The sequence below is a fragment of the Pseudomonas sp. W2-17 genome (assembly GCF_041060445.1).
Classification (GTDB): Bacteria; Pseudomonadota; Gammaproteobacteria; order Pseudomonadales; family Pseudomonadaceae; genus Aquipseudomonas.
This window is the reverse complement of sequence record NZ_JAUFNS010000005.1, coordinates 223218-242200: the sequence shown is the minus strand read 5'-3', so window position 1 is coordinate 242200 and position 18983 is coordinate 223218. Positions and strand designations below refer to the sequence as shown.

Annotated in this window: 14 protein-coding genes; 7 read left to right on the top strand and 7 right to left on the bottom strand. The window is 61.1% G+C overall.

Annotation, left to right across the window (positions count from 1 at the left end; all coding sequences use genetic code 11):
* Window positions 1-8: 8 nt before the first annotated feature.
* The 5 genes from QWI20_RS08540 to lpdA form a co-directional block, all read right to left on the bottom strand.
* Window positions 9-722: a substrate-binding periplasmic protein gene (locus tag QWI20_RS08540; RefSeq protein ID WP_369305086.1), complete on the bottom strand. Its 714-nt coding sequence runs from the start codon at window positions 720-722 to the stop codon at window positions 9-11.
* A 207-nt stretch (window positions 723-929) separates the two neighbouring features.
* Window positions 930-2213: a hypothetical protein gene (locus QWI20_RS08535; RefSeq protein WP_369305085.1), complete on the bottom strand. Its 1284-nt coding sequence runs from the start codon at window positions 2211-2213 to the stop codon at window positions 930-932.
* Between the two features lie 13 nt (window positions 2214-2226).
* Window positions 2227-3531 (bottom strand): O-antigen ligase family protein, encoded by a 1305-nt coding sequence (locus tag QWI20_RS08530; RefSeq protein WP_369305084.1) that lies wholly within the window; start codon window positions 3529-3531, stop codon window positions 2227-2229.
* A 457-nt stretch (window positions 3532-3988) separates the two neighbouring features.
* On the bottom strand, window positions 3989-5608 hold the full coding sequence (locus QWI20_RS08525; RefSeq protein ID WP_369305083.1) for a glucan biosynthesis protein D: 1620 nt from the start codon (window positions 5606-5608) through the stop codon (window positions 3989-3991).
* 194 nt (window positions 5609-5802) lie between these two features.
* Window positions 5803-7203, bottom strand: coding sequence for a dihydrolipoyl dehydrogenase (gene lpdA / locus QWI20_RS08520; protein WP_369305082.1), 1401 nt, complete (start codon window positions 7201-7203; stop codon window positions 5803-5805).
* Window positions 7204-7624: 421 nt separating this feature from the next.
* Here lpdA and hflK point away from each other — a divergent pair, with 421 nt between their 5' ends.
* The 5 genes from hflK (at window position 7625) to cfaB (ending at window position 15123) form a co-directional block, all read left to right on the top strand.
* Window positions 7625-9592: a protease modulator HflK gene (gene hflK, locus QWI20_RS08515; RefSeq protein ID WP_369305081.1), complete on the top strand. Its 1968-nt coding sequence runs from the start codon at window positions 7625-7627 to the stop codon at window positions 9590-9592.
* Window positions 9593-9603: 11 nt separating this feature from the next.
* A complete protein-coding gene (hflC, locus tag QWI20_RS08510) occupies window positions 9604-10644 on the top strand; it encodes a protease modulator HflC (RefSeq protein ID WP_192174514.1) in 1041 nt (346 codons plus the stop codon).
* Complete coding sequence (locus QWI20_RS08505) at window positions 10641-11708, top strand: SPFH domain-containing protein (protein ID WP_369305080.1); 1068 nt, start codon at window positions 10641-10643, stop codon at window positions 11706-11708. Before hflC ends, QWI20_RS08505 begins: the two co-directional genes overlap by 4 nt.
* A gap of 71 nt (window positions 11709-11779) precedes the next feature.
* Window positions 11780-13660, top strand: coding sequence for a cation-translocating P-type ATPase (locus tag QWI20_RS08500; protein WP_369305161.1), 1881 nt, complete (start codon window positions 11780-11782; stop codon window positions 13658-13660).
* Between the two features lie 278 nt (window positions 13661-13938).
* The gene (cfaB, locus tag QWI20_RS08495; RefSeq protein WP_369305079.1) at window positions 13939-15123 is read left to right on the top strand and encodes a C17 cyclopropane fatty acid synthase CfaB; all 1185 of its coding nucleotides are present in this window, start codon (window positions 13939-13941) and stop codon (window positions 15121-15123) included.
* 51 nt (window positions 15124-15174) lie between these two features.
* Here the strand turns inward: cfaB and cls are convergent, their stop codons facing one another.
* Window positions 15175-16614 carry a cardiolipin synthase gene (gene cls / locus QWI20_RS08490; RefSeq protein WP_369305078.1) on the bottom strand — a complete coding sequence of 480 codons (1440 nt, stop codon included), beginning with the start codon at window positions 16612-16614 and terminating at the stop codon, window positions 15175-15177.
* A 175-nt stretch (window positions 16615-16789) separates the two neighbouring features.
* Between cls and QWI20_RS08485 the strand changes: the two genes are divergently transcribed.
* Window positions 16790-17311 (top strand): DUF3617 domain-containing protein, encoded by a 522-nt coding sequence (locus QWI20_RS08485; RefSeq protein ID WP_369305077.1) that lies wholly within the window; start codon window positions 16790-16792, stop codon window positions 17309-17311.
* A gap of 109 nt (window positions 17312-17420) precedes the next feature.
* Here the strand turns inward: QWI20_RS08485 and QWI20_RS08480 are convergent, their stop codons facing one another.
* Window positions 17421-17558, bottom strand: a complete 138-nt coding sequence (locus tag QWI20_RS08480) for a hypothetical protein (protein WP_369305076.1) — start codon at window positions 17556-17558, stop codon at window positions 17421-17423.
* On the opposite strand from QWI20_RS08480, the gene QWI20_RS08475 reads away from it, so the two are divergent.
* Window positions 17557-18795, top strand: a complete 1239-nt coding sequence (locus tag QWI20_RS08475) for an N-acetylmuramoyl-L-alanine amidase (protein ID WP_369305075.1) — start codon at window positions 17557-17559, stop codon at window positions 18793-18795. The two genes, QWI20_RS08480 and QWI20_RS08475, sit on opposite strands and share 2 nt — an antisense overlap.
* The last annotated feature ends 188 nt before the right edge of the window (window positions 18796-18983 follow it).

Sequence of the window (18983 nt, the reverse complement as noted above, 5' to 3'; positions counted from 1 at the left end):
CGGGAAGGTCACTTCGCCACCTGCCTCCCCGGCAAATACGTGCGTCGAATGCGCTCCAGCTCGCCCGTCTTGTTCAGGCTGTCGATCGCGCCGTTGATCCGCGGCAACCATGAGGCGTATTGCGGCTGAAGCTTGAACACCAGGGGCGCTTCGCTGAGTCGTGCGCCCTGGACGAACTGGCCGGGATCGAGGTCGTTGCTTGAAATCAGCTCATCAAAGATGTCGTCGACCATGGCGATGGCGTCAACGCGTTTGCTCTGGAGTAGCTTGATCAGCGCTTCATCTCTGGAGGTTTCCAGCCGGGTCAGGCGGCGCTTCTCGATGGCCGGGTCCAAGGCCCAGTAGTTGTAGCCCCGAACCATGCCGATGGTCAGGTGTTCCAGTTGTGCGATGGTCTGGCTGCGGGCAGGGTGGTCGGCCAGAAAGTACAGGTGCTCTCTGACCGTGGAGTAGGGCTTGGAGAACACGTATCGACGTTGCTCCTCGGGGCTGTTCCAGATCAGCGCGTCAGCGTAGTTGATATCGATCTCGCCCTTGCGCAGCATCGACTGCAGGCGATTGACCGGGTAGCTGACGAAGGTAACGTCCAGGTCGGCCAGCTTCATCACGCGTCGCGCGATGTCGATGGAGATCCCCGCCAGATGGCCATCCTCGTCCTCAAAGGCATACGGCTTCCACTGAGCTCCGCCAGCGACGTACGGTTCAGCTACTGCTGGCAGCATGAGCAGCCCGAGTAAACAGCCGACGATGAATCTTCCCCGAAGCCCCATACGTTCCCCCGGCAGCGTGTCTGCCCCCAAGCCGTAAGGTAGCAGTAAGACATGTCCAGTAAATGTCGTAACGCCACTATCTGAATCTGCCGCACATAAAAAAACCCGCGCTGACAGGTCAGGCGGGTTGGAACAGATGCCATCGTCAGGCGTCGCGGCTCAGATGTCAGGGCTTAGGCGAATGATTTTCGGAAACTCCGTCAGCGTCAGCCGGGCCGAGCAGCGCTGGGCGTCGCACACCCACTGCTGCGGGGAGTCGGTCATGCCTTTGTCCGGCGTCTGCGTGTCGAGGATGCGCACCGGCTTGTTCTTCATGGCGGGGGCGCTGATGGTGACTTCGTGCTCGCGACCGCTGACCCACGCCACCAGAATGCGCTCGCGGCCATTGCTGAATGCCAGTTGGAAGACGCCGTCGGACTGCAGGCTGTTTGCCGGCTCGTAGGTGAACTGAGGCAGATAAGGGCTGATGGCCTTCAGTACGGAATAAGCCGGTTTCGCACGGAGATCGGCATCAAGCAGGCCAAAGTTGTGCTCCTGCTCGTTGCGGTTGGTGCCATCGTTGATCAGGTCATACCACCACATGCCTTTTACATTCGGCACGGTGCGGATGAGGAAGTACGCGCGCGCCAGGTACGCAGACTGGCGCTCGGCGCTGACGCCGCAGTTGCCATTGTGGCTTGGCCAGCTCATCTCGGTCAGATACAGCGGCACCGGCCTCCCAACCTTGGTGCTGATTCGACGGTCCAGATCACGCATCCAGCCGATCCAGCTTTCCGGCGTGTTGCGGTAGCTGCCTTCGCAGTGCACGTATGGGTGCAGGGAGATGCCATCGGCGTACTTCATCACCCCTGCAGCCAGGATACGGTCGACGAAGCCACTCTTGATGCCCATGGTCGTTACGGCGCCAGCGAGTACCAGCGCCTGGGGATTGTTCTTGCGAACGATCGGTGCCGCGTCACGGACCAGCGTGACGTAGTCATTGCTCAGGCGCGGATCGGTCGGGCCGTCCAGGTCCCACTCGTTCCAGACCTCATAGAACCTGACCGGACTGCCCAACTGGCGGGTGAGGTAGTCCACGTATTTCAGGTACGGAATCTTGACCGCAGGTATGCGCGGCTTTGCGCCCCCCTGATATGAGCTGCCGTAGCCGAGAATGACCATCGGTGTGAGATTCAGTCCCTTGGCAGTGCTCAGCCATGCGCGCCACGGCGCAATGATCTGCATCTGGCCGCGCACAGGTTCGGCCGTAGACCAGAAGGCGTCATCGCGAATGGACGTGACGCCCGCCACGCTTGCCATCTGAAGGCTGCGCAGCGGTTGCCCGGTGTTATTCATTGAATGGGTAGCGACGCCGACGATAAACGGCTCGGCCACGGCGACATTGGCCGCGCACAGGGCGGCCATCAGTGCCAGGCCGCTCAGGCCGATGCTGCGAAAGCTCATGGGATTGCCTCGGTCAACTCAGGCCCGGGAGGCCGTTCCACGTGGGCAACTCATGGGGCTTTGGGGCCCGCAGTCTGCCCCGCGATTTCATGGCCAGTGCATGGCCGATGGCCATGCCCAGGAACATGTTGGCGAGGGTAACTTCCAGTGTGTCGGTCGTCCAGCTGACAATGCAGATGCAAAAACTCGTCACCAGCAACGCCTGGCCATAACGGCTGACACTGTCGGCCAGGATGAAAAACAACGGGATGTGCAGGGCGTAGAGAAACAGCCCGGCCAAGCCAAACGTCGCCCACAGGTACACCACGGTGCTGTCGGACACCATGAAGATGTCGGCGCCGACAACGGGGAAAGCGGCGACGGCACTGCCAACCAGCCCGAAGCCCACACCCGTGAGCGTTCGATCCTCATCCATCAGCGTCCGAATGACGTTGGGCCAGGTGTTGATCAGCCGGTCGTAGATGGACGCCAGCGAACTGGTGGCTGAGATCTTGTTGGCATCAAAGTCGGTCATCATCGCCACGAAGGGCAGTGACATGCCGAGTACGACCGCGACAACGATGGTCGCCCGTACTGTCCAGCGAAACCGCAACATCAATAGCAGACCCGTTCCGCCGATAAACGCCAATGCTGGCGCCTTACTGGTGGTCAAAATCACCCCGGCCAGACCGATCACGCAGACCACCAGCCCCAGTAACTTCGAGCGCAGGGTCGCCATCAGGTACAGACTGAGAATCGAGATGATGATGGCCAGTGAGCTGGAGATTCGCGCAAATCCGGCCGGGCGGTCCATGTCTTCGGAAGTCCATGCGGTGTTGGCGCTTAGCTCGGTGCCGCCGACGGTGTAGCTGTAGCCCTTCCACGGCAGACTGACGTAGCGGTCGAGGGCAATGCCGCCCAGCGACGCCAGCAGGCAGAAGGCAATCGCCCACATGAATAGGCGCTTGTGGCGAATGATCTGGTCACCGCAGGCAATCCCGAAGAGCAGCGGGCTGATCCCGTACAGCGCAAATGCGAAATTCCCGGCCTGGGCGCCATTCAGCGCTGCCCATCCCGCCGACAGCAACAGCACCAGCAGGCTCAACCAAACGCCCGGCCCGGCTTTGAAGCTGCGCAGTTCCAATGCGAAGAACAGCAGGCAGGCGACCTTCGGGGCGTAGAGCAATACGGAGATCCCTGCCTGATCCAGATAGAAACGCAAAGCCCCGTTGAAGGTCTCAACCAGCATCAGGCTGATCGCGACCAGCGCGATCGCCGTGGATTTATCGAATGAAAGTAAAGAAGGTTTTTCAACGTAGACGGGGGAAGTCGACATCATGTGCAGCCCCTCGGGAGCATTTGTACGTGTGATAAGCGTCAGCGTGCGAGCAGGCCGCCAGGCGAAAAAGCTACCGCCCGGCCGAGCAGCAATGGCCGTGGATGGCGTGCAGTCGCGATGATTTGGGTGGTCGCAGCGGGGGAGGAGAAGGGCGTTTCGGTCCCCTCGCGAGCAGTGCGACAGGGATATATCAGCCGCAGATTGGAGGGCTGTCAATCAATTAGTCAAATTTACGGACATATTTAATGATGGCTGAATATCTGTATTCGTAACTTATTGATTTGTATAGCAGATAGAAAATTGACGCTGTTAAAAGGAGGAGAAATACAAGTCTGTTGGCCACTATCTATGACTCATTTTCGTTACAAGTACGGCGTATCCACCGCTGAATATCCAGCGGCTGATACGCCGTTTAGCAAACGCACTCGAATCCCGTTACCCCCTCAGGTGATCAAAATCAGGTGTAGCGGCGCTTGTCCGGTGCCGGCGGGAAGTACTGGTACAGCCAGGTCTCGCTCAACGTGCGATCACCGGTCTTGATGAACATGCGCATCTCCACGGGCTCTACGGAGCCGCTGGTCGGGTACCAATCGAAGGTCACGCGGAACCCCTTGATGTCCGGCAGCACCAGCACATTGAAATCCTGGATCTTGCCGTGGGACACGGTGACCACCGGCTCGATGCCCGAACCTTCCGGCAAGCGGTCCAGCCCGCCGCCGTTGAAGTCCACGGCAAAACGCCGCGCCCAGACTTCCGGGTAGTGCTCGCCAGGTGCCCAGCCTTCGATAAAACCGCCCATGCCTGATCGCGTCGCATGCACTTGAGCCAGCGGGGTGCTGACCGGGGGCAGTGGGCTCCAGTAGAGCTTGTAGCCGTAGTTCATCGACATGCCGGCCTTGACTGGCACTTTCGGGTTCCAGAACGCGACGATGTTGTCCAGGGTTTCGCCCGTGGTCGGCAGTTCCAGCAGATCGATGGAGCCCTCGCCCCATGCCGTTGTTGGCTCGACCCACAGGCTCGGCCTGCGGTGGTACCAGTCCACGGTGTCCTGATAGGTCTTGAAGTCGTGATCGGTCTGCACCAGACCAAAGCCTTTCGGGTCTTTGTCGGCGAAGGCGTTGAACTGGATCTTGGCCGGGTTGTTAAGCGGGCGGCAGATCCATTCGCCGTTGCCGCGCCACATGGCCAGCCGGTCGGAGTCGTGGATTTCCGGGTGAAGGGTGTCGCACATGCGGCGTTCGTGAGTGCCGCAGCTGAACATGCTGGTCATGGTTGCAATGCCCAACTGCTCGATGTCGGCCCGTGCATTGATGTGCGCGTCGATGTCCATCACCACGCGGTCAGCCTGGCAATCGATGTCGAAGCGATACGCGCCGGTCGCACTGGGGGAGTCCAGCAGGGCGTAGACCACGAAGCGTGTGGCGTCCTTGGTCGGCTTCTCGAACCAGAACTGTGTGAAGTCAGGGAATTCTTCAGGGCTGTGGGCGTAGGTGTCGATCGCCAGACCCCGTGCGGAGAGGCCGTATTGTTTGTTGCTGTCGATGGCGCGGAAGTAGCTGGCGCCCAGGAACGACAGGATGTCGTTGATGGCAATCTCGGGGGCTTTGAACAGTTTGAAACCAGCGAAGCCCAGGTCGCCCTTGAGCTGACTCTGGTCGATGCGACTGGCTTCGTAGTTGAACAGCTCGGGACGGAAATGCACTTCACGCGCCTGCTGGGTGGCCGGGTCGACGCTGTACATGCGCACCGGGGTCTTGAAGCCCGCGCCGACGTGGAAGAAATGCACGTCCAGTTGGCCTTTCACGTCGTTCCACAGTGAATGGCCGGCGTCGTACTTGATCGCGTTGAATTGCTGGGGCGTCATGTTCGCCAGGGTTGGCGGCAGGTTCTGCTTGGTGCTGACGTAAGGCTTGCCGGCCATCTGCCTGGCGTTGTCCTGCAAGGTCTTGAAGTCAAAGTGTTCGATGTCGCCATCGGCCGCCGCAGCCAGCGCGCGTGCTGCATAAAGACCTGAGGCGGGTAGCGCGCTATAGGCTGCCAGCGCCATGGACGCTTTCAAGAGATTCCTGCGATTCATATGGTGAAGCCTCTGAAGATGCTGTGCCTTCCTGCACAAAAAAGTGCGCTTTCCCAATCCTTGCCGAACGCAAATTACCAACAAACAGATAACAATCTCGGCATCTTGTTCGCGCAAAGGGAAAAAAATCGTTTCAGGGCACCACCGATTTCGCTTCAACGTGTTGCTTGATCGGTCGATTTTGGCGGCGCATTTCAGGCCTGCGTGGTATGTCCGCCGACACCCATCGCCGCCTGACGCAGCGCCTCGGACCGTGTCGGGTGGGGATGGCAGGTCAGGGCGATGTCCTCGGCAGACGCGGCGAACTCCATCGCCACGCAGTACTCCGCGATCATCTCGCTCACACTTGGGCCGACAAGGTGTACACCGAGAATCTCATCGGTTCGCTCATCCGCCAGCACTTTCGCGAAGCCGTCCGTTTCGTGATTGACCTTGGCGCGGCTGTTGGCACTGAACGGGAATTTGCCCACCTTGTAAGCGCGACCTTCCTCCTTCAGTTGCTCTTCCGTTTTACCGACGCTGGCCAGCTCGGGCTGGGTGTAGATGACGTTGGGGATCAGGTTGTAATTCAGCTCGCCTTTCTTGCCGACGATGCGCTCGACACACACGCCGGCTTCGTCCTCCGCCTTGTGCGCAAGCATCGGGCCTGACGTCACGTCGCCAATTACCCAGATACCCTCCACCGCCGTGCGATGCCCCGTGTTGGACAGGATGCCGCGCTTGTCCACGTCCAGGCCGACGGTTTCCAGGCCCAGCCCTTTCGTTACCGGGCGACGGCCGATGGACACCAGCACGTAGTCCGCTTCGATCTGCTCGGCTTCCCCACCGGCGGCGGGTTCGACTGTCAGGGTGACGCCGGTTTCCGCAGCGACGGCAGAGGTGACCTTCGAGCCGAGTTTGAACGCCATCCCCTGACGCGACAGCGAGCGGTGCAGCGTCTTGCCCGCCTCCAGGTCAGTGCCATGGGCTACATGGTCGAGAAATTCGACCACCGTCACCTTCGCCCCCAACCGGCGCCAGACCGAGCCCAGCTCAAGACCGATGACCCCCGCGCCTATCACCACCAGATGCTTGGGCACTTCGCTCAACGACAGTGCGCCGGTGGAGTCGAGAATCCGTTTGTTGTCGATGGTCACGCCTGGCAAGGGGGTTGGCTCGGAGCCGGTGGCGATGATGATGTCCTTGGCGGTCAGCTCGGTTTCAGCACCTGCAGCGTCGGTGACGATGACCTTGCCAGGCCCCGCGAGGCGGCCCCAGCCCTTGATCCAGTCGGCCTTGTATTTGCGAAACAGAAACTCGATGCCTTTAGTCAGGCCTGTCACGCTTTCAGCCTTTTGCGCCATCATCTGGGGCAGGTTCAGCGTCGGCGTGACCTCGATGCCGAGCTTCTTGAATTCCTCGCCCGTCGCTGCCTCATACAGTTCCGAGGCGTGAAGCAACGATTTGGAAGGAATGCAGCCGACGTTGAGGCACGTGCCGCCTAATGTTTCACGGCCTTCGATGCACGCCACTTTCAAGCCTTTCTGGCCCGCATGGATCGCCGCGTTGTAGCCGCCGGGGCCGCCACCAATGATGACAACGTCGTAGTGACTCATGAACGTACTCCTCGAGGATCCAGCAATGGAGGGAAGCGTAGCCGCGTCTGGACAAATGTCGCGCGTCACTTGGGCGGCTTAAATGATGGACGTAATATTTCTCCCGGAAGCGCTTCAAAGTCAAGCGAGCGAGTTCGCTCATTGCACCGCGGGAAGTGTGCAGGACCGGCGCTAGCCGGGTAGGCGCCTTCCCGTCTGGGCAGTGACTAAACTCGATACGACGTCAGGCGATATCTACCTGTCTGCTGCCTGTCTGATCCCGCGTCTCGCGTTACGCAAACGAATAATGAGACGAAAATTTCACGACTTCTGTTATATCGTAACGCCCTGTGTCAGCGTGACTTGCGCCGCGTAGTTGCAACGCCAGTGAGTGGGCGGGAGGAGTGATGAATGGCAGCGTTAAACGGGCTTTGGAGTTGCAATGCGGGTTGATCTGGATGATGAGGGCGTTGCACCGGCGAGCCTGCCGCGATTTCAGCAGGCGGCTGTTCAATCGAGACGTCTTTCACGGCTGACGTACCTGACAGGGGCGATGGGCGTCATCGGCCTGGTGGTGTCGCTATTCGTCGACCTCTTTTCCCCCAACTCGCTGTGGACGGCGGTGCTGACGAACAGCGCTGCCAGCCTGCTTGTGCTGGCGGCGGCATTGCAGTCGGCCCACGTGGTCAGCCAGTGGCGCGCCGGCGTTATCGCACCGCCTGAGTCGATTCGAACAGACGAAGAAGCGCTGCTTCACAGTGAAGAGCAGGGCTGGTACGACCGCGTGCTCGGACGCATCAGCGGTGCCGGGACCTCAATGGTCGGCCAGGTCGGATTGCCAGTGTTTTGGTTGGCGGGCTGGGCGTTGCTGTCGCTGATCAGCATTGGCCTGATCTGGAACCTCGCGCTGTCGGGCAGCAACGTCGGCCTCGTCGGTAACGTGGTCGGCGGTTTGCTCCTGTTGATCGGTTTTGCGCTGCTGGTGCTGGAGCGGCAATTCAGCAACGAGTCCGAGGCCAGTTGGCCTGAAGCCGAGCAGTTGGCGCAGATCACCAAGGTCGCCATCGGTACGCTACTGGTCACGGCGTTCTGCCTGTTTTTCTCCTCCGTTGATCGCGTATGGCCCGCCCGGCTCGCAGTGTTGATCGGACTCTTGCCAGGGCTGGTTGCTGTAGAGTTGCTCACCCGCGCGTTGCTGTCCGTTTTTAGTCCGCGCAATGAACGCCTTGAGCCGCGCTTGATCGCCACCAGCTTTGTCGCCGGTCTGCTGCGCTGGCCGCCGCGCCCGCTGCTGGCGTTGCAAAACGAGTTGCACAACCGCTTCGGCATCGACCTGCGGCAGATCTGGGCGTTTACCTACATGCGCCGCGCCTTTCTGCCGGTGCTGGTGGTCATCGTCGGCCTCGGCTGGTTGCTGAGCGGTGTTCACGAAATCCCCATGCAGGGCCGCGGCATTTACGAGCGCTTCGGCAAACCGGTTGAAGTTCTGGAGCCGGGGCTGCACGCCGGTCTGCCCTGGCCCTTCGGAACGGTGCTGGCGGTGGAAAATGGCGTGGTCCACGAGCTGGCGACCAGCGTCTCGGAGGGAGCGGGCGCCGAGCAGACCCTTGACCCTGCCGAAGGCCCGCCGCCTGCCATTGCCAACCGTCTGTGGGACGCCACGCACATCAACGACAAGTCGCAAGTGATCGCCAGTGGCTCGGGAGACAAACAAAGCTTCCAGATCGTCAACATGGATGTGCGCTTTGTCTACCGCATCGGTTTGACCGACGAAGCCGCACTGGCCGCGACGTACAACAGCGCCGACATTCCCAGCCTGATTCGCAGCACCGCCAGCCGCGTGCTGGTGCACGACTTTGCTTCCCGCACCCTCGACGAATTGCTGGGTGAGCAGCGCAACGACCTGGCGGCCGACATCGGCGACGCCGTGCAGCGCGACCTGAAAAAGCTCGACAGCGGCGTGGAAATTCTTGCCACCGTGGTCGAGTCGATTCATCCGCCAGCAGGGGCGGCCAACGCCTATCACGCTGTCCAGGCCGCGCAGATCAGCGCTCAGGCACTGATTGCCCGGGAACGTGGCGCGGCGGCCGATCAGGCCAATGTGGCGCAGCTGCACGCCAGCATGGCCCACGATCAAGCGGCGGCCACCTCGCGGGAAGTGATGGCCACCGCGCAAGGGGCGGATTTGCGTTTCAGCGCTGAACAGCAGGGCTACGCCAAGGCGGGCCAGGCATTCCTGCTCGAGCAGTACTTCAGTCAGCTGACCCAGGGGCTGACCCACGCCAAGTTGCTGGTGCTGGATCATCGGCTCGGCGGCACCAGCGCGCCGACCATTGATTTGCGATCTTTTACCCTCCCGGTCGACCCCGCAGCGTCGACCCAATCAGCTGACCAGCCCTCGGCTGAATAAGGAGTCTTCCCTTGAGCCTGTTTCATTCCCACGATCATCACGACCATTCTGGCCACGACCACAGCGGTCACGGTCATGGCGGCCATCATCACGGTCATCACCATGGCGAAGCCTCCGGCCCGGCCGTATTTCCGTGGCGTCGCGCTGCGCTGGCGGCGGTGCTGATTGCTTTCGCGGTCGCGGCGGCGAGTCTGGTGCAGGTGCGCTCCGGCGAGGCGACGGTCATTACGCGCTTCGGCAATCCGGCGCGAGTGCTGCTCGATCCCGGCCTGAGCTGGCGCTGGCCGGCGCCATTCGAAGCAGCGATCCCCGTCGACCTGCGTTTGCGCACCACCTCGAGTGGCTTGCAGGACGTCGGTACCCGTGACGGCCTGCGCATCATCGTTCAGGCGTACGTGGCCTGGCAGGTGCAGGGCGATCCGGACAACGTGAAGCGCTTCATGCGCGCCGTGCAAAACCAGCCGGACGAAGCAGCCCGGCAGATCCGCACCTTCGTCGGCTCGGCACTGGAGACCACTGCCGCCAGCTTCGATCTGTCGAGTCTGATCAACACCGACGCCAATCAGGTGCGCATCGCCGATTTCGAAAACCAGCTGCGTCAGCAGATCGACAAGCAACTGCTGACCACCTACGGGGTTCGCGTCCTGCAAGTGGGGGTCGAGCGTCTGACGCTGCCGTCGGTGACACTCAACGCGACGGTCGACCGGATGCGCGCCGAGCGCGAGACGATCGCCACCGAGCGCACCGCCATCGGCAAGCGCGAGGCGGCGCAGATCCGCTCCGCTGCGGAACGCGACGCGCGGATTGTCGAGGCCGACGCCACCGTGAAAGCTGCCGACATCGAGGCGCAATCCCGCGTCGAAGCGGCGCAGATTTACGGGCGCGCCTACGCCGGTTCGCCCCAGCTGTACAACTTGCTGCGCTCGCTGGACACCCTCGGCACCGTGGTGGGGCCGAGCACCAAACTGATTCTGCGCACCGATGCCGCGCCGTTCCGGGTGCTCGTGGACGGCCCGCCGACCCTGGATGGCAAGGCTGGAACGCAGCCATGACCGAGCAAGACGCTGCGCACATCGAGCGGCCGGTGGTGAACAGCCCTTGGCTGCAGGCCAGTCGGCTGGCGTTTTTGGGGCTGTACGTCGTGACCCTGCTGGCGGCGCTCGGCTGGGCGGTTTCCAACGTGCGAGAAATCGATCCACAGAACCGGGCGGTGGTGTTTCGCTTTGGCGAGCTGGACCGCGTGCAGAACGCCGGGTTGCTGCTGGCCTGGCCGCAACCGTTCGAGCAGGTGGTGCTGCTGCCTTCCGCTGATCGCGTGATCGAGCGGCACGTCGAAACGCTGTTGCGCTCACCCACTGCGTTGGCAGCCGACAAGATCACCAGCTTCGCGACGCCGATGAGCGACGCGCTGGCAGGCTCGGGTTATCTGCTCACAGGCGACGCCGGTGTCGTACAACTCGACGTGACGGCGTACTACAAAGTGACTGACCCACGAGCGTTCGTGCTGCAAGGCGAGCACGTGCTGCCGGCGCTGGATCGTCTGGTCAATCGCAGCGCCGTCAGCCTCACGGCGGCGCGGGACCTGGACACCATTCTGGTGGCGCGTCCCGAGCTGGTGGGCTCCGACAGCCAGTCCGCCGAGCGGCGCGAACGTCTGCGTGGCGACCTGGTGCAGGGCATCAATACGCGGCTCGGCGAGCTGACGACCACCGGCGTCGGTCTGGGCGTCGAAGTCGTGCGTGTCGATGTGCAGTCGAGTCTGCCGGCGGCTGCCGTGAATGCTTTCAACGCGGTACTGACTGCGAGTCAGCAGGCCGATCAGGCGGTGGCAAACGCGCGCACGGATGCAGAGAAACTCAATCAGATCGCCAATCAGCAGGCTGACCGTACCCTGCAGGTCGCCCATGCCCAGGCGTCCGAACGGCTGGCCAAGGCGCAGACCGACACCGCTGCGGTGACGGGGTTGACCCAGTCGATCCAGAACAAGAGCGATCCTGGATTGCTGCTGCGCATCTACCGCGAGCGGGTGCCCGCGATCCTGAAACAGGCGGGCTCAGTGACCACGGTCGACCCCCGCGACGATTCCCGCCTGATCATTCAGGGAGCTGACAAATGAGTGGCGAAGCCGTGCATAACCATTCCCACGACTCTTCTCACGAGCATGCCGCGCCAGTCGCGCCCGGCAGCATGCTCACCAGTCGCGAACAGCGCAGCGCAGCCCGTCAGCTGACGCTGGCGATGCTTGCCCTGGGCTTGCTTGCATTGGGGCTGGTCTGGCGATTCTTCTCGCCCGAGCAAGTCGGCGTCAGCCAATTGCTGCTGGGCGCCGCCTCGCTGTTGGTGGCCATCCCGGTGGTCAGCGCTGGCTGGCACAGCCTGCGTCATCCCAGCCTGCACGGCATTACCGATCAACTGATTGCGCTGGCCATGCTCGGCGCCTGGGCGACGGGCGATCTGATGACCGCAGCGCTGCTGCCCATCATCATGATCTTCGGCCACGTGCTGGAGGAGCGCAGCGTGATTGGCTCCCAGGAGGCCATTCAGGCACTGGGCCGTTTGACCCGCAGCCATGCCCGGCTGATCGACAAGGATGGCGTGATCCGCGAAGTTGACAACGGCACGCTGGTGGCAGGTGATCGCGTCGAAGTACGCGCTGGCGACCGTGTCCCTGCTGACGGCTTGGTGATCTCGGGGCAGGCCAGCCTCGACACGGCGCCCATTACCGGCGAGTCGGTCCCGCTTGAAGCGCGTGCAGGCATGGAAGTCTTCGGCGGCGCGATCAATCTCGACGGGCTGCTGCGTATCGAAGTGACGCGTATCGGCAACGAGTCGACCCTGGGCAAGGTCATCGCGCTGATGCAAAGCGCCGAACGCTCCAAACCGCCCATTACTCGCCTGCTGGAAAAGTATGCCGGCAGCTACATGGTGCTGGTGCTGTTGATCGCGGCCGTGACCTGGTTCATCACCAATAACGCCCAGGCCATGCTGGCCGTGTTGGTCGCTGCGTGTCCCTGCGCGTTGGTGCTGTCAGCGCCAGCGACAGCCATCGCCGGCATTGCAGTCGCCGCGCGCCACGGCATTCTGATTCGCAGTTCGGCATTTCTAGAAGAACTGGCCGACCTTACGTCGCTGGTCGTCGACAAGACCGGCACACTGACCTACGGCAGTTTGCGTCTGCAGTCGGTCCAGGCGGAGGAGGACGCGGGCGACGACGTGATCGCACTGGCGGCAAGTCTGGGTTCAGCGAGCAGTCATCCGGTCAGTCGCGCGCTGGCGACGTTGGTCGACAAGGATCATCTGCTCCCTCTGGACCATATTCGTGAGCGCCAGGGGCTGGGCGTCGTCGCACAGACCGCCCGGGGTGAAGCGGCGTTAGGGCGGCCTGAGCTCTTCGCGCAGTTGGGCATCGCGACCTCACCGGCTCCCGATCATGACGGCCCGATTGCCGGGCTCGCGGTGAATGGCCGTTTCCTGGCGTGGCTGCTGCTGGCCGACAGCCTCAAGCCCGAGGCTCGTCAGGCCCTAAGTGAGCTGCGCGAGCTGGGCTTGGGTCGGCAGTTGTTGCTGACCGGTGATCGCCAGAGTGTCGCCGACAGCCTGGGTCACGAGGTCGGCATCAGCGATATCCACGCCCAGGCGTTGCCCGAGGACAAGCTCAATCGGGTCATGAGCGAAATCAAGAAGGGCTTTCGTCCGATGGTCGTCGGCGATGGCATCAACGACTCGCTGGCGCTGAAAGCGGGGGTGGTCGGCGTTGCGATGGGGGCGGGCGGGGCGGACATCGCGTTGGCCTCCGCCGACATCGTCTTGATCGGCAGTGACCTGCGCCGCTTGGGCACCTGTGTGCGACTGAGCCGGCAGTGCCGTCACACCTTGCAGGTGAACGTGATCATCGGACTCGGCTGGACGCTGGCCATTGTCGCCATGGCGGCTTTCGGTGTGCTGGGTGCGGCAGGCGCCATGATCGCTGCGGTCTTGCATAACCTCAGCACGCTGCTCGTGCTGGGTAATGCTGGTCGATTGCTGCGTTTTCACGAGCCCATTGCGAAGTTTCACAATCCCTCCTGAGCCAGATTCCCCGGCGCTTGTACCGAAAACGCCGGGTTAGAGGCCTCCGCTAAGTATTAAAATTGGCTTGAGCTTTGAAGAACTCTGTTACAAATTAACTCCAGTCTCGTTTCGGGGTGCTCCATTTACAGGCGTCACACTGGCTCGAATTCTGGGGCACAGCGTCGTACCCGTTGTAGGTTCGTCGTCGTTCAAACCAGCCAATCGCCTGAAGGCTCCTGATCTGGAGCCGGTTATGGACTACCCTTTTCCATGTAGCTGGATCAGGGGGATTTCATATGCTCGCGCAACTTCCACCGGCGTTACAGAACCTTCATCTGCCGCTGCGTCTCAAGCTCTGGGACGGCAACGAGCTTGATTTGGGCAGTGATCCCCGCGTCACGATCGTGGTCAAGGACCCGACCCTTGTCTCCGATTTCACGCACCCAAGTCTGGGCCTGCTTGGCAGCGCCTTCGTTGAAGGCCGGCTTGAGCTGGAAGGCTCGATCAGCGAAGTCGTCCGGGTGTGCGACGAGCTGACCAAGGCACTGGTGGATGAGGACGACGACAATCTCCCTGTGCGCACCGAGCATGACAAGGCCACCGACGCCGCATCAATTTCCTACCACTACGATCTTTCCAATGACTTCTACCGCCTGTGGCTTGACCGCGAAATGGTCTACTCCTGCGCGTATTTCAAGACCGGCAACGAGACGCTCGATCAGGCCCAACAGGACAAGTTTCACCACTTGTGCCGCAAGCTGCGCCTCAAACCGGGGGAATACCTGCTCGATGTCGGCTGTGGCTGGGGAGGGCTTTCCCGCTTCGCCGCGAGTGAGTACGGCGTCAAGGTGTTCGGCATCACGTTGAGCCGCGAGCAACTGGCGCTGGCCCAGGCGCGGGTGCGCGCGGACGGTCTGCAGGACCGTGTCGAACTGCAGCTGCTCGATTACCGGGATCTGCCCAAAGACGGCCGCTTCGACAAGGTCGTCAGCGTCGGCATGTTCGAGCATGTCGGCCACGCCAATCTCGAGCTTTACGCAAAATGCCTGTTCGACGCAGTAAAGGAGGGCGGTCTGGTGATGAACCACGGCATTACCGCCAAGCACACCGACGGGCGTCCTGTGGGGCGCGGCGCGGGTGACTTCATTGATCGCTATGTGTTTCCCAACGGTGAGCTGCCGCACCTGTCGATGATTACCGGGTTTATCAGCGAGGCGGGTCTGGAAGTCGTCGATGTGGAAAGTCTGCGCCTGCATTACGCCAAGACCCTTGAGCACTGGAGCGCCCGCCTGGAAGAGAAGCTCGACGTCGCCGCTGCGATGGTGCCTGAGCAGGCGCTGAGAATCTTCCGGTTGTATCTGGCTGGCTGTGCCTATGCGTTTTCCAAGGGCTGGATCAACCTGCACCAGATCCTGGCGGTCAAGCCGCATGCAGACGGCAGCCATCATTTGCCGCTGACGCGGGATGATTTGTACCGGTGAGTGCCCCAAGCCTGTGGGAGTCAGCTGACTTCCACAGGCCTTCAATACCACTCACAGAATCGGCGAAATCAGCCGGGCCACCCGCATTCCCAACTGCTGCAAATGATGGGTCTCTTTGCTTTCTTCGCTGGAAATCTCGTGAGAGAGGGCGAAGTCGTCGATCAACATGGTTTCGACCTCGCGTGCGAAATCTTCGTCCACGGTCAACAGCATGAGTTCGAAGTTGAGCCGGAACGAACGGTTGTCCAGGTTGGCGCTGCCGATTGCCGAGATCGCGTTATCCACCAGCACCACCTTCTGGTGCAGAAAGCCGGGCTTGTAGCGAAAGATGCGAACGCCTGCGCGCACGGCCTCAAAGGCAAACAGGCTGGAGGCGGCGTACACCGTGTAGTGGTCAGGACGCGACGGCAGCAGCAAGCGAACATCCACGCCGCGCAGTACCGCCAATCGCAGTGCTGCTGAGACTGGCTCATCGGGAATGAAATATGGGGTTGTGATCCACACCCGTTCGGTGGCCGCGTGAATGGCTTCGACGAAGAACAACGAGCAGGTTTCCTGGGCATCGGCCGGTCCGCTGGCGAGTAACTGACACAGCACGCCGTCTTCCGGGTAACTGTCGGGCAGGATCAGCGGCGGTATCTCGCGGGTCGCCCAGAACCAGTCCTCGGCGAACGATTCCTGCAGGCACGCCACGACAGGTCCGACAACGCTCACATGGGTATCGCGCCATGGCGCCAGCGGCGGCTTGAGGCCGAGGTACTCATCGCCCACGTTGTGCCCGCCAACAAAGCCTTTGATGCCATCCACCACGACGATCTTGCGGTGGTTACGGAAGTTGATCTGAAAGCGTGTCAGCCAGCCGCCTCGTGTGGCAAAGGCCTTGATCTGCACGCCGCCATCGCGGAGTTTCTCGATGTAATGCGCCGGCAGCGCATGGCTGCCAATGCGGTCGTAAAGCACATGAATCGCCACGCCTTCAGCGGCCTTCTCCAGCAGCAACCCTTGCAGGCGGCGACCCAGATCATCGTCGTGGATGATGAAAAACTGCACGAACACCACTTGCCGGGCGCTTTTTATGGCCTCGAAGATCGCGCCAAACGTTTCATCACCGTTGATCAACAGCTTAACTTCGTTGTTCGCCAGGCACGGCATGCGTCCCAGCTTCGGCATCGCGCGCAGGGAGCGATAAGCGTCCGAGCGCCGCGCCGCCACCGCCTCTTCAATCCATGGCTTCCAGTTGAAGTCGGCAATCGCCACGCGCATTTCGGTGTTCGCCTGACGCCGCGCCTTGATGTACGCGTCGAACGTACTCCTCCCGAAAACCAGATACGGAATCAGTGCGACATAAGGGATGAAGATAAGAGGCATCGCCCAAGCGATTGAGCCCTGAGCCGTACGCACCGTGAGTAAGGCGTGGATAGCTGCGACAATGCCCAGCAGGTGAGTGAAACCGAGCAGATAGCCAAAGAAATACGGGCTGTGGTAATCCATGCGCAACCTTGTGCCATAAGCTTATTGGTGTCTAACAGACCACAAGGCGCCGGGATTGTCGCTATTTTATTGAGGCTGCAACTGGCTGCCCGATCTACCGTCTAATCGTCATCGTTCAGTGACCTGCATACAGGTCGCTTCAAGATGCCTAAGAGTCATTAAAGGAACCCGATTCATGAAAAAACGCGTACTGGCGTTGATGGTTTGTATGACTGCGCCCTTCGCCCAGGCGCAGGTTCTGCAGCCTGGACTGTGGGAACTGAGCTCCAGCAACATGCAGGTGGACGGCCAGCAGATGCCGGACCTGCAAGTGATGCTGTCGCAATTGCAAATGATGGCGCCGCAGCAGCGTGCAGCCATGGAACAAATGCTGGAAAAACAAGGCGTTACTCTGGGTGGGAAGGGCGTTCGTATTTGCCTCACGCAGGATCAGGTCAAAAATGAACAGATCCCACTGACGGACCCGAAATCGGGCTGCACCCAGCAGATTACCGAACGCACCGGCGCGACCTGGAAATTTAAGTTCAGTTGCCCTCGCGCTCAAGGCACGGGTACTGCACAGTTTCTCAGTGACCGTGAGTTCAATACCCATGTCATCGGTTCTTTCAACGCGACAGGCCAGCAACAGAACGGCAGCATGGACACGCGCGCTGTTTGGCTCGGTCAGCAGTGCGGCACTGTAAAACCAAGGACCTGATTCTCTCTGCTCATTAAGCGCCCTGACTTGTCAGGGCGTTTTTGTCTGTCTTGAAAGCCAGTCGTGTTCCACGTGGAACATCTTATTGTTTCACATGAGCTTTTCCGCCTTAGGCGTTGAAGAGGCTCACTAAAATCCCGCCGATCTTATAAAAAGCTTCATCTTCGTCCGATACTCCCGCTGTTATATTGTAACCATTACCCTCCATCTCTGAGCCGGGATGCTCTTCGCCTTCGGAACGTGCCATGCACCGACGTCAAATGCTGCTTAACATGCTTTTGGCCAGCGCCGCCTTCGCGCTGCCATTCTCAGTCAATGCGACGCAGATCCGAAACGCCCGGCTGTGGCGTACTGATAGCAAGCTGCGGCTCGTGTTTGATCTCAGTGGCCCGGTTCAATACAAGACCTTTACGCTCAGCGCGCCTGAACGGATCATCATCGATGTCAGCGGCGCGCGGCTTGAGGGAAACTTCAGTCAGCTGGCGCTCGAAAACACGCCGATCAAATCCATTCGCTCCGGCCACTTCGGTCAGAGTGATACGCGCATCGTCCTTGATCTCGCATCGCCCGTGCAGCTCAACAGTTTCCTGCTGGGCCCCGAAGGCGCGCAGGGCAACCGGCTGGTGCTGGATCTGGGCCATGACGTGCTTTCCCGTCCTCCGGTGCAGTTGGCCGCAGCTGCGCCATTGGCGGAAGAGCCACCCGCGCAGACCGCAGGGAGAGATCGATCCAAGCGCGACATCATGGTGGTCGTCGACGCAGGCCACGGTGGAAAGGACCCGGGCGCCGTTGGCTCGAAGGGTGAGCGGGAAAAGGACGTCGTGCTGTCCATCGCGCAGTTGCTCGCCAAACGCTTGAAGCGCGAAAAGGGCTTTGATGTGCGCCTGGTCCGCAATGACGACTTCTTCGTTCCGCTGCGCAAGCGCGTCGACGTCGCACGCAAATACAACGCTGACATGTTCATCTCGGTCCACGCCGACGCAGCGCCTCGGTTGACAGCTTCAGGCGCGTCGGTGTTTGCTTTGTCGGAGAACGGCGCGACATCTGCCACGGCGCGCTTCATGGCCCAGCGTGAAAACGGCGCCGACCTGATCGGCGCGACCAGCCTCCTTAACCTGAAAGACAAGGACCCGATGCTGGCCGGCGTGATTCTCGACATGTCGATGAACGCCACGATCGCCGCGAGTCTGGATCTGGGTCACACCGTACTGGGCAGCCTGGAAGGGATCACGACGCTGCACCAGAAGCGCGTGGAGCAGGCCGGTTTTGCGGTGCTGAAGTCACCCGATGTGCCGTCGATTCTGGTCGAAACCGGCTTCATCTCCAACAGTCGCGACAGCCAGCGCCTCGTCACCGCGCGCCATCAACAGGCCGTCGCCGATGGGTTATTTGATGGCATGAAGCGCTACTTCGAGCGCAATCCGCCGGCAGGCTCGTACGTGGCGTGGCGGCAGGAGCAAAAGGCGAATGAGGCGTTGGTCTGACGGACTAAGTCGTGAGGCAGGTTGTGCAAGTTCGCTTTCATCAAACTTGACCCCACTGCAGATTCACCTGCCTAAACACCCATTGTGGGAGCGAGCTTGCTCGCGAAGAGGTCGGAACACCGCTGCATGTATAGCGCCTGGAACACCGTCTTCGTGAGCAAGCTCACTCTCACATGGACAGTGTTTGC

Bases quoted from the DNA above. Each gene is read 5' to 3' on its own strand.
- lpdA (WP_369305082.1), bottom strand. From the start codon at position 7,203: ATGAGTCACTACGACGTTGTCATCATTGGTGGCGGCCCCGGCGGCTAC.
- QWI20_RS08480 (WP_369305076.1), bottom strand. From the start codon at position 17,558: ATGGCACGTTCCGAAGGCGAAGAGCATCCCGGCTCAGAGATGGAGGGT.
- cfaB (WP_369305079.1), top strand. From the start codon at position 13,939: ATGCTCGCGCAACTTCCACCGGCGTTACAGAACCTTCATCTGCCGCTG.
- QWI20_RS08485 (WP_369305077.1), top strand. From the start codon at position 16,790: ATGAAAAAACGCGTACTGGCGTTGATGGTTTGTATGACTGCGCCCTTC.
- QWI20_RS08525 (WP_369305083.1), bottom strand. From the start codon at position 5,608: ATGAATCGCAGGAATCTCTTGAAAGCGTCCATGGCGCTGGCAGCCTAT.
- QWI20_RS08505 (WP_369305080.1), top strand. From the start codon at position 10,641: ATGACCGAGCAAGACGCTGCGCACATCGAGCGGCCGGTGGTGAACAGC.
- QWI20_RS08475 (WP_369305075.1), top strand. From the start codon at position 17,557: ATGCACCGACGTCAAATGCTGCTTAACATGCTTTTGGCCAGCGCCGCC.
- QWI20_RS08535 (WP_369305085.1), bottom strand. From the start codon at position 2,213: ATGAGCTTTCGCAGCATCGGCCTGAGCGGCCTGGCACTGATGGCCGCC.
- QWI20_RS08500 (WP_369305161.1), top strand. From the start codon at position 11,780: ATGCTCACCAGTCGCGAACAGCGCAGCGCAGCCCGTCAGCTGACGCTG.
- QWI20_RS08530 (WP_369305084.1), bottom strand. From the start codon at position 3,531: ATGATGTCGACTTCCCCCGTCTACGTTGAAAAACCTTCTTTACTTTCA.
- cls (WP_369305078.1), bottom strand. From the start codon at position 16,614: ATGGATTACCACAGCCCGTATTTCTTTGGCTATCTGCTCGGTTTCACT.
- QWI20_RS08540 (WP_369305086.1), bottom strand. From the start codon at position 722: ATGCTGCCAGCAGTAGCTGAACCGTACGTCGCTGGCGGAGCTCAGTGG.
- hflK (WP_369305081.1), top strand. From the start codon at position 7,625: ATGCGGGTTGATCTGGATGATGAGGGCGTTGCACCGGCGAGCCTGCCG.